This window comes from Nocardioides sp. NBC_00850 (assembly GCF_045207335.1).
Classification (GTDB): domain Bacteria; phylum Actinomycetota; class Actinomycetes; order Propionibacteriales; family Nocardioidaceae; genus Nocardioides.
The window spans coordinates 5,563,539-5,579,372 of record NZ_CP108845.1 but is presented as its reverse complement, the minus strand read 5'-3'; the positions used below and the strand labels follow the sequence as shown (position 1 = coordinate 5,579,372).

Below are 15,834 nucleotides of genomic sequence, written 5' to 3'. Positions count from 1 at the left end.
CCTGGCGGTCCCGAGAAGATCAGGGCTGGCTGAAGCCGGCATCGGTCAGGACCTTCTGTCCGGTCTCGCTCAGCACCAGGTCGACGAACTCCTGCGCGAGGTCGGCGTCGTCGGAGCCGTCGATGGTGCTGATCGGATAGGTGTTCACGACCTGGTCGGACTCCTCGAACTCGACGCCCGTCACGGTGTCGCCGGCGGCGGTCACGTCGGTGACGTACACGACCCCGGCATCGGCGTCACCGGAGGTGACCTTGGCGAGTACGTCGCTGACCGACTGCTCCTCGCTGACCGGCTCGATGTCGACGCCGGTCTCCTCCTCCATCTGAGCGGTCGCGTTGCCGCAGGGGACCTCTGCCGCGCAGACGACGACCTTGGTCCCGGCCTTGGCGAGATCCGGGAAGCCGGTGATCTCGGCCGGGTTGCCCGGTGGCGTGGCGATCTCCAGCGTGTTGGCGGCGAAGTCCTGAGGGTCGGCGGCCAGGTCGCCGAGCTTGTCCATGTTCTTGGTGTCGGCCGAGGCGAAGACGTCCGCCGGGGCGCCGTCCTCGATCTGGGCCACCAGGTCGGAGGAGCCGCCGAAGCTGGTGGTCACCTTCACACCGGGGTGGTCCTTCTCGAACTGCTCCGCCAGCTCGGTGAACGTGTCGGTCAGTGAGGCCGCCGCGAAGACGGTCAGCTCACGGTCCTCCGATCCCTCGCTCGAGCTCCCGCAGCCGGCGAGCGCGAGGGCGGCCGTCACCGCGACGGCGGCACCGATTCCACGGTTCATGATCATGGGCGCTCCACGACGACGTTGGTTGACTTGATGGATGCGACCGCGCTGACGCCGGGCTCGAGACCCAGCTCGATGGCGGCCTCGGCGCTCATCAGCGAGACGATCCGGTAGGGCCCGCAGACCATCTCCACCTGGGCCATCACGGTGTCCAGGGTGGTCTTGGTGACGATCCCGAGCATCCGGTTGCGGGCGCTGACCGCCTTCGCCCGGTCCGGGTCGGGGGCACCGGCCAGCTCCGAGGCCAGCTCGGCCAGGGCGACGCCGTCGATGACCGCCCGGCCGTTCTCAGTGCTCGCCTCGATCCGTCCCGCGTCGATCCAGCGGCGCACGGTGTCGTCGCTGACGCCGAGGAGGCCGGCAGCTTCGGCGATGCGGTAGGCGGTCACAGGAGGAGTATCGCATCTGCGGCGTGATCCGTGCGAAATGTCCTCATCTGCGGAACGCTTGGACTCGATGGTCGAGCTCGTCGAGACCACGATTCGAGGGAACATCGACCGAGTGGGACCATGGAGGGCGTGAGCGACACCGATCAGCAGCAGCCCGCCCAGCCGTCGAATGAGCCGGCGGGCGAGCAGCCGGAGACCCCGGCGCGCAGCTACCCACGCACGTTCGGTGCCCTGATCGGGTCGATGATCTTCCTGCTCGTCCTCGTCGTCCCGATCGTGCTGATCGTGCAGTGGCGCGGCAACCTCGAGCGCGAGGTCAGTGGAGCCAACGAGACCTACAAGGCCGACTGGGCCGAGGCCGTACGCAGCGCCCAGGTCGCCGACCTCGACGTCGTCTACCCGCGCGAGCTGCCCTCGGACTGGTACGCCAACACCGACCCGTCCTACCAGGGCGGCGAGGAGCCGGCGTGGACCATGTCGTTCGTCAAGGGCGAGACCTCCTACGTCGGCCTGGAGCTCTCCTCCCGCTCGGCGCAGGCGCTGGCTCAGAAGAACGTCGACACCCAGGCCAAGAAGGGCGACGAGGTCAGCATCGACACCGACGTCGCCGACACCTGGACCGAATGGTCCGACTCCGGCGGCGACACCGGCTACTCCGCCGAGGTCGACGGCCAGACCCTGATGCTCTGGGGCCCCAAGGACGGCGACGTACGCGACTACCTCGCCCTCATCACCACCGAGCCCCTGAAGTAGCGAGACGTCACCCGCGTCGGCCGAGACGTCGCCTACGTCGGCCGAGGTGGCAGCGCTGTGACTTCTCGGCCGACCTAAGTGACGTCTCGGGCGGCGGGAGCGACGTCTCGTCAGTCCTGGATGGCGGCGTCGATCTTCTTCCGGGCGCCGTCGAGCCACTCCTGGCACAGCGTGGCCAGCTTCTCGCCACGCTCCCACAGCGCCAGGGACTCCTCGAGGGTGATGCCGCCGGCCTCGAGCTTGCGGACGACCTCGACCAGCTCCTCGCGGGCCTGCTCGTAGGACAGGTTCTTGTCGTCGTCAGTCATCGGCTACGTCCTTAGTGGGCTCAGTCTTCTCGATCGAGGTGATGGTCGTTGTCAGGCGGCCGTCGGCGAGGCGGATGCTGACCGCCTCGCCCTCGGCGGCGTCGGCGACGCTGGTGAGGACGTGTCCGTCGGCATCCTGGGCGACGGCGTACCCCCGTCTCAGCGTCTCCAGGGGTGAGAGCGCGCGAGCGCGGGCGCGATGGTGGCCGATGTCGTCGGCGGCCCGGTCGAGGGAGTGCCCGACGGTGCGCCTGGCGCGGTCGCGCAGCGAGGTGACCTCGTCGCGCCGAGCGTCGATCAGTGAGCGCGGGTCGGCCAGCACCGGCCGGGAGCGCAACGCGTCCAGGAGCGTCTGCTCGCGGTGGATCAGTGCGGCGATTCCGCCGCGGAGCCGGTCGCGTCCGGTCGCGACGATCCGCTGCTCCTCGACCACGTCGGGTACGACGAGCTTGGCGGCATCGGTCGGCGTCGAGGCTCGTACGTCAGCAGCAAGGTCCAGCAGCGGCGAGTCGGGCTCGTGGCCGATCGCGGAGACGACCGGGGTGCGCGCGGCGTGCACCGCACGGATCAGGTGCTCGTCGGAGAACGGCAGCAGGTCCTCGACCGAACCGCCGCCGCGGGCGATGACGATCACGTCGACCTCGGGGTCGCGGTCGAGCCGCTGCAGCTTCTCGACGACGTCGGCAGCGCTGCGCGCCCCCTGCATCGCGGCGTACGCCACCTCGAACCGCACCTGCGGCCACCGTCGCTTCGCGTTCTCGAGCACATCCCGCTCGGCCGCGGAGTTCGCCGCGGTGAGCAGCCCGACCTTGGTCGGCAGGAAGGGGAGCGGCCGCTTGAGCTCGGCAGCGAAGAGCCCCTCGGCGGCCAGCAGCTGCCGGCGCTGCTCGAGCCGGGCGAGCAGCTCACCGAGCCCGACCGGACGGATGTCGCGGGCCTGCAGCGACAGGGTGCCGCGGTTGGCGTAGTAGGACGGCTTCGCATGGATGATCACCGAGGCGCCCTCGACCAGCGGCGGATTCAGGCTGTCGAGCAGGAACCGTGTGCACGTCACCGGCACCGAGATGTCGGCCACCGAGTCGCGCAGGGTCAGGAAGACGGTCTGCATCCCCGGCCGTCGGCTCATCTGGGCCACCTGCCCCTCCACCCAGACCGCACCGAGCTTGTCGATCCAGCCGCCGATCGCGTTCGCGATCTGCCGCACCGGAGCGGGCGACTCGGGGGAGGTGTCGAGGGCCATGCCGCCAACCCTAGAGCGGGCCACCGACATTAGAGGTGTCACGCCACGGTCTCTAGACTGGTCCCATGAGCATCGACCTCGGCACCCCACGCCTGATCTCCGACGACGAGAAGGCTGTCCTCCTCGCGGAGCCGCGCGGCTATTGCGCCGGGGTGGACCGGGCCGTGATCACCGTCGAGGAGGCGCTGGACCTCTACGGCGCACCGGTCTACGTGCGCAAGGAGATCGTGCACAACAAGCACGTCGTCGACGACCTGCGCAACCGCGGCGCGATCTTCGTCAACGAGCTCGACGAGGTGCCCTCGGGCGCGACCGTCGTCTTCTCCGCCCACGGCGTCTCCCCGGCGGTCCACGCCGACGCCGCCGTGCGCGAGCTGAAGACGATCGACGCGACCTGCCCGCTGGTCACCAAGGTCCACCTGGAGGCCAAGCGATTCGCGCGCGAGGGTTACAGCATCCTGCTGATCGGCCACGCCGGTCACGAGGAGGTCGAGGGCACCATGGGCGAGGCTCCGGAGGCGACGACGCTCGTCGAGGGGCCTGGTGACGTACCCGGCCTCGAGGTGGCCGACCCCTCCAAGGTCGTCTGGCTCTCCCAGACGACTCTCTCGGTCGACGAGACCATGGAGACGGTCGCCGCGCTCCGGGCGAAGTTCCCCGAGCTGCTCGACCCGCCCAGCGACGACATCTGCTACGCCACCCAGAACCGCCAGCAGGCCGTCAAGGAGATCGGCGGGGCCAGCGACCTGGTCATCGTCGTCGGCTCCGGCAACTCCTCCAACTCGGTCCGCCTGGTCGAGGTCGCGCTCGAGGCCGGCGCCAAGGCCGCCTACCGCGTCGACGACGCCAGTGAGATCGACGAGTCCTGGCTCGACGGCGTACGCAGCGTCTCGGTCACCTCCGGAGCCAGCGTGCCCGAGAAGCTGGTCGAGGGCGTCGTCGAGTTCCTCAAGGAGCGTGGCTTCCCCGACGCCCTGGCACACAAGAGCGCCGAGGAGTCGCTGATCTTCGCGCTGCCCACCGAACTCCGCAAGGACCTGAAAGCCGCTGCCGCGAGGGGTTGATCCCAGCCCGCCCGGTGGCGTTAGGGTCGAGGGGTGGCCCGATTTCTCGACGTACACCCTGACAACCCGCAGTCCCGTCTGATCAGCCAGGTCGTCGATGCCCTGCGTGACGACCAGCTGATCGCGTACCCGACCGACTCCGGCTACGCGCTCGGCTCGCGGATCGGCAACAAGGACGGTCGCGACCGGATCCTGCGGATCCGTGGCCTCGACGACCGCCACCACTTCACGTTGATCTGCAAGGACTTCGCGCAGCTCGGCACGATGGTCCACGTCGACAACAGCGCCTTCCGGGCGATCAAGCACGCGACTCCGGGGCCCTACACGTTCATCCTCCCGGCGACCCCTGAGGTGCCGCGACGGCTGATGCACCCGAAGAAGAAGACCGTCGGCGTACGCATCCCCGAGCACGCCGTCGTGCAGGCGCTGCTCGAGGAGCTCGGTGAGCCGCTGCTGTCCTCGACGCTGATCCTGCCCGGCGAGACCGAGCCGGAGGTCTTCGGCTGGAACGTCAAGGAGGCGCTCGATCACCAGGTCGACATCGTGATCGAGGCCGGTGAGACCCCGGCCGAGCCGACCACGGTCATCGATTGGTCCGACGGCGAGCCCGAGGTCATCCGTGAGGGTGCCGGCGACGTCTCCGGGTTCCTGGCGCTGGACTGATCAGGAGGCGAGTGCGCGTTCGCGCTCGACCTCGTCGCGGGTCTCGATGCGCTGTTTCAGAACCCGGCGGCGCATCACCAGGCAGCCCAGGCACAGGGCGTAGCCGATGAAGAGGCTGATCGCGTGGTGTCCGAGGCCGCTGACCACGGCTTGGACGAAGCCGTCTCCGGCGTCGGCGATCGACCCGGGCTGGGTCGCGGCCAACAGGATGAAGATGCCGAGCATGATCAGCGGCGGAAGCACCGCGACCACGAAGAAATCACTGGGTCTGACGATCAGCGCGAGCGTAAGCGCGATCGCCACGAAGGCGAAGTCGAAGAGCAGGCCGATCTGGTCGTCAATGAGCAGATCGACGAAGGTCACCGTCAGCGAGGTGGCGGATCCGAGCGCGACAACATGGCGGCCGGACTCGCGTCCTTCCTCCCAGATGGTGCGCTGACTCATGGGGTCACGATCTCTCGTATGCAGCCTGTGTATCCGAACCCACGGTAGGGCCCGGCACACCGTCATTCTCGGCGGCGCGCCGATCATCTTCCCTTACGCTGCTGAGCCGCTCCACAGCGCGTATCTCCACCGGACGAGGCGTCTCGAGCTCATCGTCGGTTACCGATAATTCATTGAAACGACGGGCGGCCACCAGGACCCGGTTGTCGAGGGACCCGATCGCCTGGTTGTAGCGGGTCACCGCGGTGTTGAGGGAGCGCCCGATCCCGTCCAGGTGGCCTGACATCGTGGACAGGCGCTGGTGCAGGTCACGGCCGAGCCGATGGATCTCCCGGGCCTGTTCGGCGAGCGCCTCGTGGGACCATCCGTGCGCCACCGTGCGCAGCAGCGCGATCAGCGTCGTCGGTGAGGCCAGCACGACCCGGCGCTCCGCGGCGTACTCGATCAGGCCGGGCTCGGTCTCCAGCGCCGCCGAGAGGAACGACTCCGCCGGGACGAAGAGCACGACGAACTCGGGCGACTCCTCCAGGAAGCGCCAGTAGGACTTAGAGGCGAGCTGGTCCACATGCGTACGCAGCTGGGCGGTGTGTCGGCGCAGGTGAGCGCGGTAGTCGTCCTCGTTGTCCGCGGACGCGGCGTCGAGGTAGGCGTCCAGGGGGACCTTGGAGTCGACGACCAGCTCCTTGTTGCCGGACAGGTGCACCACCAGGTCGGGTCGCAGCCGCCCGTCCTCGAGATGGACCTGCTCGGAGAAGTCGCACTTGTCGACCAGGCCGGCGAGCTCGACCGCGCGGCGCAGGTGCATCTCGCCCCAACGGCCCCTGACCTGGGGCTTCCGCAGCGCCGTCGACAGCGACCGGGTCTCGGTCTGGAGCCGCCCGACCTCGGTCTCGAACTGCCCCTGCCAGCGGGCCCGCTCCCGGTCGAGATGCTGCATCTGGTCGCTGAGCCGGTCGAGCCCCTGCATCACCTCGGCCTGGTCCACCATCCCCGCGGCGACCGTCCCCACGCTCCGGGCCCGCGCCCACAGCACCCCGAGCACGACGCCCAGGGCAAGACCGATCACCAGTCCGAGCACGAGGATCCAGATCTCCATGACATCGATCCTCGCAGGGACCACCGACAATTTGTTCGGATGGGCACGGCCGGTCGTTCGTGGTTCCATGGAGGCATGGCCCACAACGTCGAGCTGGCCGAACGCGTCCGGGACCTGATGCCCGCCGGAACCACCGAGGTGAAGATGTTCGGTGGGCTGGCGTTCATGGTGAACGGCAACATGGCGTGCGCGGTCGGCGCCGACGACCTTCTCGTACGCACCGGCAAGTCGGCCTACGAGGCCGCCCTCGCGGCAGGCGCCGACCCGATGATCATGGGCGCCCGGACGATGTCCGGCTACGTCAACGTCGCCGCCGACCTGCTCAGCGGCGACGCGCTCGCCGGCTGGGTCGAGCGCGGCGTCGCCACCGCCGAGTCACTGCCACCGAAGTAGCGTGACCACGGGAAGGTGATCGCTTCCGGTCCGGTCCAACGGTCGTACGTCCTCGACCTCGGCGCCACGGGCGAAGACGTGGTCGATGCGGATGGCCGGGAGGGCTGCTGGGAAGGTGAACCCGAAGCGGTCCTGCGGTTCGCTGACCTGGGAGATGACCGGACGAAGCGCGCGGTCACCCGCATCTGCGTTGAAGTCGCCGGAGACGATCACGACCTCGGCGTCGTCGGCCCGCAACGCCTCGGCGAGAAGCCCGATGCTCCCGTTGCGCGCCGTGACATCCAGACCGCGGACGCCCAGCCGGATCGAGGGCAGGTGCACCGCATAGACCGCGACGACCGGGGCGTCTTCGGCCGGTCTGGTCTCCACCCGCAGCCCACGTCTCCACGACGCGTCCACGCCCGCTGGGCGCAGATCGAGGGGTGTCGCGTTCTCCAGAGGCTGTGCCGACCAGACCCCGACGGTGCCGTACGTCTCGTGGTGCGGGAGGACATCTCCGAACGCCCGGCTGTAGTCGTCGACCAGCTCGGGAACGACCTCGTTCAGCGTCACGATGTCGGGCGAGGCAGCGAGGATCTCGCGGACGGTCCCGGTGATGTCCGTGTTCGTGTCGCTCACGTTGTGCTGGACGACGACCAGGTCGTGGCGCGGGGCAGGTACGTCGGAGAGCTTGGTCTGAAACGTCCAGCCCCACGCTACGGCGGGGACGATGAACGCGATGACCGCGGTGGCCGAGCGTCGCGCCAGCCCGACGAGCAGGAGCAGCACCGCGACCGCGCCGAGCCACGGCAGGAACGTCTCCACGAGGCTCCCGATGCCGAACGCCGACGGGAGATGGGCGCGGAAGAGGATCGCGCCGGCGGTGACGAGTAGGAGGACCGCGCACACCGTGCCGCGGGACCAGACCGTTCCCCGGCGCTCCCGTTTCACGGCATCGTCGTCAGTCGGCGAGATCGACGATCACCGGAGCGTGGTCGGAGGGGGAGCCGGTCCCGATGGCGGGGTTGCGCTCGTCGAGATCGACGAACGCACCCGTCACCCGTGAGGCGAACGTCGGGGAGCCGAGGACGAAGTCGATGCGCAGGCCGCGGTTGCGCTCGAAGCGCTGGCGGTAGTAGTCGAAGTAGGTGTAGGCCTCCGGGCCGGGCACGAAGGGGCGTACGACGTCCTTGAAGTCCTTCTCGATGGCGAAGAAGGCGTCGCGCTCGGCGGGGGTGAGGTGAGTCTTGCCGACGAACTGCTTGGGGTCGAAGCAGTCCTCGTCGAAGGGGCAGACGTTCCAGTCGCCGACCATGGCCGAGGGGCCGTCGTGCCAGGCCTGCGAGGCCTTCTGCAGGGCCGCGAGCCACTCCAGCTTGTAGGCGTAGTGGGGATCGTCCGGCTTGCGGCCGTTGGGGACGTAGACGGAGGTCACCCGTACGTCACCGCAGGTCGCCGTGAGCGCGCGGGCCTCGGCGACGTCCTTGAACGACGGCATCCCCTCGAACCCGACCTGGACGTCGGTCAGCCCGACCCGGGAGATCAGCGCAACGCCGTTCCACTGGTCGTAGCCCACCGAGGCGACCTCGTAGCCACGAGCCTCCAGTCCCATCGTCGGGATCTGGTCGGGCTTGGCCTTGGTCTCCTGCAGGGCGAGCACGTCGATCGAGTGTCGCTCGACGAAGGCCTCGACGCGGTCGATGCGGGAGCGGATGGAGTTGATGTTCCAGGTGGCGATACGCACGCCCGTCAGACTATCCAGAAGACGTATTGGACTACCGTTTGAGGCGTGGGCAGCGCGACGATCGAGATGCACGGGGTCCGTCGTCTCTACGAGCAGGCAGATCTCGCCGAGCTGATCGCTCTCGACGACATCGACCTGACCATCGAGCCCGGCACGTTCGTGAGCATCATCGGCCCCTCGGGTTGCGGCAAGTCGACGCTGTTGCGGCTGATCAGCGGGCAGGAGTCGGCCGACGCCGGGAAGATCACCGTGTGCGGTCTGACTCCGAAGGAGGCGGCCGAGGCGAAGGCCTTCGGGTTCGTGCCGCAGTCTCCGGCGCTGCTGCCCTGGCTGAGCGTGCTCGGCAACGTGACCCTGCCGCACAGAGTCAATCGGCGCGGGGCGAATCGCCGCAGCGACGGCGGCCGGCCTGATCTCGAGGCGATGCTGCGCGAGGTTGGCCTGGGGGAGTCGCTCCACAAGCTCCCCGCCGAGCTGTCGGGCGGCATGAAGCAGAGGACCGCGATCGTACGCGCCTTCGGGCTGCGCCCCGACGTACTCCTTCTCGACGAGCCCTTCGGTGCGCTCGACGAGTTCACTCGGGAGGCGCTCCAGGAGCAGCTGCTGGAGCTGTGGGAGCAGACCCGCGCGACGGTCGTCTTCGTCACCCACTCGATCTCAGAGGCGGTCAGGCTCTCCGACAAGGTCGTGGTGATGGCCCCGCGACCGGGCCGGATCACCGACGTCATCGACATCGACCTGCCTCGCCCGCGTCACCAGGAGCTCCTCACCTCGCCGGAGTTCCACGCCTACGAGCTGGCCCTCCGGGGCAGCCTGAGGGACGCCTTCAGCCACGGAGAGGTCGTCTCGTGACCCTGGACTCAGGTACGCAGCCGGCCCCGCCGCGCCGGCCACATCTCGTCGTCCCCACCCCCGAGCAGCTCGCCGCGCGCCGCCTGCGCCGCCGCACTCGGCTGCTCCGCCCGGGCTACTGGCTCCCGTTCGTCCTCCTCGTCGTGGTGCTCGGGCTCGCCTGGGAGCTGGGCGCGCGGCGGATGCCCTACCTGTTCGCGCCGCTCGGCGACATCGCGAGCGTGCTGAGCGAGGACCCGGGCTACTTCCTGAGCAACACCCTGGTCACGCTCAGCGAGGCGCTGGTGGGACTCGGGATCGGGTTCGTCGCGGCCTTCGCCCTCGCCGTCGTGGTGAGCGAGGTCGCGGTGGTGCGGCGTGCGGTGATGCCGGTGGCAGTCGTGCTCTCGGTGACGCCGCTGGTGGCGATCGCGCCGCTGCTCGTGGTCGCGCTCGGCTTCGGGATGGGGCCGAAGGTCGTTCTGACCGCGCTGGTCTGCTTCTTCCCGATCCTGATCAACGTGGCGACCGGGCTGCGGGCGGTGCCGGCGCCGGTGCTGCAGGTCTACCGCACGGTGGCCGCGAGCCGGCTGGAGGTGCTGCGCCACCTGCGGGTGCCGGCCTCGCTGCCGTACGTCTTCGCGTCCCTGCGGATCGTCTTCCCGCTGTCGATGATCGGCGCCGTCGTGGCCGAGCTCTCCGCCGCGGGGTCGGCAGACGGCCTCGGCAGCGTGATACAGGTGGCCAGCTCGCAGAACAGACTGGCTACGGTGTGGGCAGCGATCTTCGTCCTCGCGGCGCTCGGGTCGTTGCTGTTCTGGCTCGTGACGCTCGCCGAGCGTCGAGTGCTCCACTGGCACGAGTCCTGACCTGAGTTGAAGGAGCCCTTCATGTCTCGCGTACGTCCGTTCGCCGCTGCCCTCACGTCGGCGGTCGTCCTGCTCGGTGCGCTGACCGCCTGCGGGTCCTCGCAGAACTCCGCCGGCGAGCAGGGGAGCGCGGTCTCGGCCGAGCGCTGCGAGCAGAACGAGAAGGCCGGGAAGATCACCTACATGTCGGGCTACTACTGGCAGGCGTCGGCCTCGATCATGGAGGCCATCGCCGCAGATCAGCTGGGCTACTTCAAAGATCTCTGCCTCGACGTCGAGCTCCAGCCGGGCTCGGGCGACGTCTCCCAGAACGCCAAGCTGATCGCCGCCGGGAAGGTGCAGGTCGGGCCGCTCTCCGAACAGGACATCATGACCTCCAACGCGAGCGGCCTGAAGGTGCTCGGCGTCTCGTCCTACTCCAACGCGGGTCTCGACGTGCTGATGACCGGCACCTCGATCACCGACCTCAAGCAGCTCGAGGGCAAGACGCTCGGCCACAAGGGCTGGGTCCCGGTCGGCGTGCAGGCGATGCTCGCCGAGGCGGGCGTCGACATGGGGAAGGTGAAGCAGGTCAAGGTCGGCTACGACCCCGGCGTGCTGCCGCGAGGTCAGGTCGACGCGCTGGTCGGGTTCGTCTCCAACGAGCCCAACCAGCTCAAGGAGGCCGGCGAGGAGGTCACCGTCTGGGAGCCGACCGACTTCGACGTGCCAGGTTCCCTCGGCGCCTACTCCGTCAACCCCGCCTGGGCCGAGAAGCACCCCACCGCGGTCGAGGACTTCCTGCGGGCCGTCTTCAAGGCCTACACCTACTGCGCCGCCGACGACCACGTCGAGGAGTGCATCGGCTACCAGCACGACTTGGCCGGCGCGGAGTCCGACGAGAAGCACGAGACGGCCATCTGGCGCACCGAGGTCGAGGTCGCGGCCGACAACCCGCTCCCGGGCAGGTTCGGCTCGGTCGACCCCGACAACGTCGCGGCGCTGGCCGGGGTCGTGACGGCGTACGCGGGTCAGAAGGTCACGCCCGAGCAGGCCGCGTCCTGGTTCGACACGTCCTTCGCGGAGGCGGTCGTCGACGACAACGACAAGGTGATCTGGCCCGCTCCGTGACGCTCCCGGTGGCAAACGCAGGAATTCGTCTCGAAAGTTTTGCCTGTTCAACGGTAATTTCACCGAAGTTTCTATAGTCCATCCCTAGTCGCAACGCTTGAATCTCCTGTGGCCGCCGGCGTCAATCGCCGGCGGTCGTTCACGAATCCAGGAGGAAGAGCTATGCGAGTTCGTATTCCCATGATGATCGCCGCGGCTGCGGGTGCCGCGGCGCTGACTGCGTCGATGGTTCCCGCATTCGCCGAGGAGGCACCGAGCTACCAGGAGTTCGAGGCGTCCACGTACGTCGACTTCGACGGTCAGTACGTCGTCAACGGCGACGAGGTCGTGTCCAACCAGGGTGACCTGCACAAGTTCTACGAGTCGATGGTCTCGACGCCGAAGCACATTCCCAAGGACGGTCTCATCGTCAACACCGTCAGCGGGAAGGACGACAAGTGGTCGGCCTCCCAGGCGCTCAACCTGACCTACTGTGTCTCGAACAAGTTCGGCACCAACAAGGCCGGCATCGTCACCGCGATGGAGCAGGGCGCCGGCCTGTGGGAGGCGGCGAGCTCGGCGGTCGAGTTCACCTACGTCCCTGCCCAGGACGGCTCGTGCAACACCCGCAACTCCAACGTGCTCTTCTCGGTCGAGCCGGTCAGCACCTCGCAGTACATCGCGCGGGCCTTCTTCCCCTCGACCTCGAAGCGTTCGCGCAACGTGCTCATCGACGACTCGATCTTCTCGTCGGGCAACTGGGAGCCGGGTGACATCCTCGGCCACGAGCTCGGTCACGCCCTCGGGTTCCGCCACGAGCACACCCGCCCGGAGGCGGCGACCTGCTTCGAGGACAACAACTGGCGTGCGTTGACCCCGTACGACTTCTCCTCGATCATGCACTACCCGCAGTGCAACGGTGGCTCGGAGGACCTGGAGTTCCAAGCCTCCGACGCGGCCGGGATCCGGGCGCTGTACGGCTCCTGATCCTCTAGCAGCACGAAGGCGGCCCTCCCGGTTTCCGGGAGGGCCGCCGTCATGTGGTGCCTAGTAGGACAGCCCGTGCCCGAGCGGGAAGAGATCCGGGATCTCCACCGGGAGCTTGCCGCTCGGGTTCACCTCGCCGTAGAGCACCCGCACCAGCGACTCGAGCTGGTGGGAGGTGTAGCCGTAGGTGTCGAGCACCGTCGCGGCCTCGGGGAAGGAGGTGACGTCGTAGGGGTTGCGCATCGCGGTCACGATCACCGGGGTGTCGGTGGCGAGCAGCGCCTTGACCAGCTTGGTCTGGGCCACGGACGCCGGGGTCGGCTGGCCGGTCGCCGGATTGATCTGCCAGGCGTTGTTGGTCGGCACGACCACCAGATCCTTGCCCACGGCGGCCTCGACGGCGGCGTTGATCTGCGCGTCGGTCGGGGTCGTTCCCGACTGCAGCACCTGGGTCGTCGCGCCGCGCTTCTGGAGCCCGGCCGCGATGCCTGCCGTCGTGTCCACGCCCCAGCCCGCGACCAGGACGTTCTTCGCCCCGGGCGCCAGCGGCAGCAGGTCGTCGTCGTTCTTCACCAACGTGGTGGTGCGGTCGGAGATCGCCTGGGCGTCGGCCTTGTGCACCGGGTTGCTGAAGACCACCGGAGCGGCAGCCACGTCGACGTACGGACTCTCGAAGATCTCGTTGTCGAGCTTGTGCTCCAGGATCCGGTAGACCGACTGGTCGAGCCGCTGGCGCGAGATGGTGCCGTCCTTGACGGCGTCGAGGACCGCGGCGTACGCCGTGTCCATCTGCGGCGGGATGAGCAGCTGGTCGGCGCCGGCGAGGAACGCCTCGACCGGGGCGACGTCGGGCGGGTACGTCGCGCTCGCGCCCTGCATGTCGAGGGCGTCGGTCACGATCAGGCCGTCGAAGCCCATCTCCTCGCGGAGCAGACCGGTGAGGATCGGCTCGGACATGGTGGCCGGCTCGCCGCTCGGGTCGATCGCAGGCACGGTCACGTGGGCCGTCATGATCGCGTCGATGCCGGCGTCGATCGCAGCCTTGAACGGCGGCAGGTCGATCGCCTCGAGCTCCTCGCGGCTGTGGGTCACCTCGGGCAGGCCGTAATGGCTGTCGGTGCCGGTGTCGCCATGGCCCGGGAAGTGCTTGGCGATCGAGGAGAGGCCACCGTCGTCGAAGCCGCCGACCTCGGCCTCGACGATGTCGGAGACCGCGGCGGAGTCGGCCCCTGCCGAGCGGATCCCGATCACCGGGTTGTTGGGGTTGAGGTTGACGTCGGCGACGGGCGCGTAGTCCTGGGTGACGCCGACGGCGGCCAGCTCGGTGCCGATCACCTCGGCCGACCGGGCTGCGTCCTCGGTCGAGCCGCCGGCGCCCAGCGCCATCTGGCCGGGCATCTGGGTGGCGCCGCTGGCTGGACCGAAGCGGGCCACGAGCGCGCCGCCCTCCTGGTCGACCGCGATGTTGAGCGGGATCTTGGGCCGCTGCTGCAGCGCGGCGCGCTGGAGACCGTTGGAGAGCGTCGCCACCTGGGCCGCGTCACCGATGTTGTCGGGGCCTCGGGTGGTGAAGTAGATGACCCCGCCGGGCTGGTACTTGGCGATCGCCTGCGCCGGTGTGTCCACCCCGTAGAGCCTCTGGTTGCCGGCCTTCGCCGTGTCGCTGACGTTGTTGGCGTCGCGTCCGTAGACCTCGATCACGAAGAGCTGGCCGACCTTCTGCTGCAGCGACATGTGGCGCATCAGCGAGACGATCTGGCCGTGCTGCGTCGGCGTCTTTGTGGCGGTCGTCGCGGGCGGATCCGGCTCCGCGGCGTGGGTTGCTGCGTACGGCGTCGCAACCGCCACCGCGGCCGCGAGTCCCGCAGCCGCCAACCTTCCGCGTCTGGTCAGTGTCGTTCTGCTCATGACAACCTCCCCATCTGCACCGCTGGTACGCGGCACGGCGATTCACTCTAGGGGCTACCAACCGGTCACGGAAGAAAATTCCCGAGTCCGCACTTCTGGCCCGCCGAATCTGCACTTTTGGAGGACGAAACTCGACTTTCGTCGTCCACAACTGCAGATTCGCCTGCCATTGCCACCGATTCGGCGGACGAGTTTTGCCGGATCGGTGGACAGAACGGCCCCGCAGGGCCAGGGTGAACCTTCGTGCGCATCGTTGTCGGAGCCGCAGCGGCGGCCACTCTCGCTCTCACCACCCTCACGTTCGCGCCGGCGGCGCAGGCTGTGCAGTCAGTGCGGTCAGGGGGTGCGTACGACTGGACGTCTGTGAACGTGGATACGACACAGGGGTTCCGGGCGCTGGACGCCGTCGACGCGGAGACCGCGTGGGTCGGCGGCGACGGCGGGGGAGTGTTCCGTACGACCGATGGCGGAGAGACATGGGACGAGGTCTCGCCGCCGGGATCCGACGGGCTCCTCTTCCGCGACGTCGAGGCGCGCTCGGCGAGCGAGGCGGTGGTGCTCTCCATCGGCGAGGGCGAGGCGAGCCGGATCTACAAGACCGTCGACGGCGGAGCGACCTGGACAGAGACCTTCCGGTCCGCGGAGCCGGCCGCGTTCTACAACTGCGTCGACTTCTGGCCCGGTGGCAAGCGTGGGATCGCGATGAGCGACCCGGTCGACGGCGAGTGGCGCATCATCACGACCTCGGACGGCGGCGACACGTGGACGATCGCCGACACGCGCGGCCTGGAAGCGCCGGGCGAGTTCGGCTACTCGGCCAGCGGGACCTGCCTGGTGACCGCGGGTGCGCGCGACGCCTGGGTCGGCGGTGGCGGCGCCGCCGCGAAGATCTACGCCACCCATGACGGTGGTCGTTCCTGGTCCGCCGCCGACTCCACGATCGCAACCGGCGAGGCCGCCGGTGTCTTCGGGCTCGGTTTCCGCAACCCTCGCCAGGGCATCGCGGTCGGTGGCGACTTCGGCCTCGAGGACGACGGCGTCGACCGCGCCGCCTACTCCACCGACGGTGGCCGCACCTGGACCAACTCCAGCTCTGACCTGGGCGGATACCGCGAAGCGGTCGCCTGGATCGGCGGCCGCACCGCGATCGCCGTCGGCCCCAACGGCAGCGACATCAGCCACGACAACGGCCGTTCCTGGAAGCCGTTCGGCGCCACCCAGACCCGCTTCCACACCGTCGACTGCACCCGGGGCGCCTGCTGGGCCGCCGGTGCGGGCGGACGGGTCGGGGTGCTCGCCCGCTGA

18 protein-coding genes are annotated in these 15,834 nt (G+C 68.9%); 9 read left to right on the top strand and 9 right to left on the bottom strand.

All coding sequences use genetic code 11. From position 1 onward, the window contains the following. Nucleotides 1–19: 19 nt before the first annotated feature. Nucleotides 20–775: a molybdate ABC transporter substrate-binding protein gene (modA, locus tag OH802_RS27110; protein WP_406023475.1), complete on the bottom strand. Its 756-nt coding sequence runs from the start codon at nt 773–775 to the stop codon at nt 20–22. Then, entirely contained in the window at nt 772–1,161 is a 390-nt protein-coding gene (locus OH802_RS27105) for a molybdopterin-binding protein (protein WP_406023474.1), read from the bottom strand. Before OH802_RS27105 ends, modA begins: the two co-directional genes overlap by 4 nt. Nucleotides 1,162–1,290: 129 nt before the next feature. On the opposite strand from OH802_RS27105, the gene OH802_RS27100 reads away from it, so the two are divergent. Continuing rightward, nucleotides 1,291–1,914: a DUF4245 family protein gene (locus OH802_RS27100; protein ID WP_406023473.1), complete on the top strand. Its 624-nt coding sequence runs from the start codon at nt 1,291–1,293 to the stop codon at nt 1,912–1,914. A gap of 110 nt (nt 1,915–2,024) precedes the next feature. On the opposite strand, the gene OH802_RS27095 is transcribed toward OH802_RS27100, so the two are convergent. Together OH802_RS27095 and xseA are read right to left on the bottom strand one after the other, a co-directional pair. Next, the gene (locus OH802_RS27095) at nt 2,025–2,222 is read right to left on the bottom strand and encodes an exodeoxyribonuclease VII small subunit (RefSeq protein ID WP_350662415.1); all 198 of its coding nucleotides are present in this window, start codon (nt 2,220–2,222) and stop codon (nt 2,025–2,027) included. After that, on the bottom strand, nt 2,215–3,462 hold the full coding sequence (gene xseA / locus OH802_RS27090; RefSeq protein WP_406023472.1) for an exodeoxyribonuclease VII large subunit: 1,248 nt from the start codon (nt 3,460–3,462) through the stop codon (nt 2,215–2,217). The genes OH802_RS27095 and xseA overlap by 8 nt, the downstream gene beginning before the upstream one ends. A gap of 65 nt (nt 3,463–3,527) precedes the next feature. Between xseA and OH802_RS27085 the strand changes: the two genes are divergently transcribed. Together OH802_RS27085 and OH802_RS27080 are read left to right on the top strand one after the other, a co-directional pair. After that, the gene (locus OH802_RS27085) at nt 3,528–4,526 is read left to right on the top strand and encodes a 4-hydroxy-3-methylbut-2-enyl diphosphate reductase (protein WP_406023471.1); all 999 of its coding nucleotides are present in this window, start codon (nt 3,528–3,530) and stop codon (nt 4,524–4,526) included. A 33-nt stretch (nt 4,527–4,559) separates the two neighbouring features. Next, nucleotides 4,560–5,189, top strand: a complete 630-nt coding sequence (locus OH802_RS27080; RefSeq protein ID WP_406023470.1) for an L-threonylcarbamoyladenylate synthase — start codon at nt 4,560–4,562, stop codon at nt 5,187–5,189. On the opposite strand, the gene OH802_RS27075 is transcribed toward OH802_RS27080, so the two are convergent. Next, on the bottom strand, nt 5,190–5,633 hold the full coding sequence (locus OH802_RS27075) for a DUF6542 domain-containing protein (RefSeq protein WP_406023469.1): 444 nt from the start codon (nt 5,631–5,633) through the stop codon (nt 5,190–5,192). Between the two features lie 4 nt (nt 5,634–5,637). Continuing rightward, the gene (locus OH802_RS27070; protein WP_357353345.1) at nt 5,638–6,729 is read right to left on the bottom strand and encodes a DNA recombination protein RmuC; all 1,092 of its coding nucleotides are present in this window, start codon (nt 6,727–6,729) and stop codon (nt 5,638–5,640) included. A gap of 75 nt (nt 6,730–6,804) precedes the next feature. On the opposite strand from OH802_RS27070, the gene OH802_RS27065 reads away from it, so the two are divergent. Further along, nucleotides 6,805–7,122, top strand: a complete 318-nt coding sequence (locus OH802_RS27065; RefSeq protein WP_406023468.1) for a TfoX/Sxy family protein — start codon at nt 6,805–6,807, stop codon at nt 7,120–7,122. Here OH802_RS27065 and OH802_RS27060 read toward each other — a convergent pair. Together OH802_RS27060 and OH802_RS27055 are read right to left on the bottom strand one after the other, a co-directional pair. Continuing rightward, a complete protein-coding gene (locus OH802_RS27060; RefSeq protein WP_406023467.1) occupies nt 7,105–8,052 on the bottom strand; it encodes an endonuclease/exonuclease/phosphatase family protein in 948 nt (315 codons plus the stop codon). The genes OH802_RS27065 and OH802_RS27060 overlap by 18 nt on opposite strands. A 10-nt stretch (nt 8,053–8,062) precedes the next feature. Next, nucleotides 8,063–8,845, bottom strand: coding sequence for an exodeoxyribonuclease III (locus tag OH802_RS27055; RefSeq protein WP_406023466.1), 783 nt, complete (start codon nt 8,843–8,845; stop codon nt 8,063–8,065). Between the two features lie 45 nt (nt 8,846–8,890). Between OH802_RS27055 and OH802_RS27050 the strand changes: the two genes are divergently transcribed. The 4 genes from OH802_RS27050 to OH802_RS27035 all read left to right on the top strand — a co-directional run bounded on the left by OH802_RS27050 (nt 8,891) and on the right by OH802_RS27035 (nt 12,621). Next, complete coding sequence (locus OH802_RS27050) at nt 8,891–9,697, top strand: ABC transporter ATP-binding protein (protein ID WP_406023465.1); 807 nt, start codon at nt 8,891–8,893, stop codon at nt 9,695–9,697. After that, nucleotides 9,694–10,545, top strand: coding sequence for an ABC transporter permease (locus tag OH802_RS27045; RefSeq protein WP_406023464.1), 852 nt, complete (start codon nt 9,694–9,696; stop codon nt 10,543–10,545). The genes OH802_RS27050 and OH802_RS27045 overlap by 4 nt, the downstream gene beginning before the upstream one ends. Nucleotides 10,546–10,566: 21 nt before the next feature. Further along, nucleotides 10,567–11,655, top strand: a complete 1,089-nt coding sequence (locus OH802_RS27040; protein ID WP_406023463.1) for an ABC transporter substrate-binding protein — start codon at nt 10,567–10,569, stop codon at nt 11,653–11,655. Nucleotides 11,656–11,817: 162 nt separating this feature from the next. Continuing rightward, nucleotides 11,818–12,621, top strand: coding sequence for a M57 family metalloprotease (locus OH802_RS27035; RefSeq protein WP_406023462.1), 804 nt, complete (start codon nt 11,818–11,820; stop codon nt 12,619–12,621). Nucleotides 12,622–12,681: 60 nt separating this feature from the next. Here OH802_RS27035 and OH802_RS27030 read toward each other — a convergent pair whose 3' ends face one another. Next, entirely contained in the window at nt 12,682–14,529 is a 1,848-nt protein-coding gene (locus OH802_RS27030) for a glycoside hydrolase family 3 protein (protein ID WP_406023461.1), read from the bottom strand. A 369-nt stretch (nt 14,530–14,898) separates the two neighbouring features. Here OH802_RS27030 and OH802_RS27025 point away from each other — a divergent pair, with 369 nt between their 5' ends. After that, nucleotides 14,899–15,834 (top strand): WD40/YVTN/BNR-like repeat-containing protein, encoded by a 936-nt coding sequence (locus tag OH802_RS27025; protein WP_406023460.1) that lies wholly within the window; start codon nt 14,899–14,901, stop codon nt 15,832–15,834.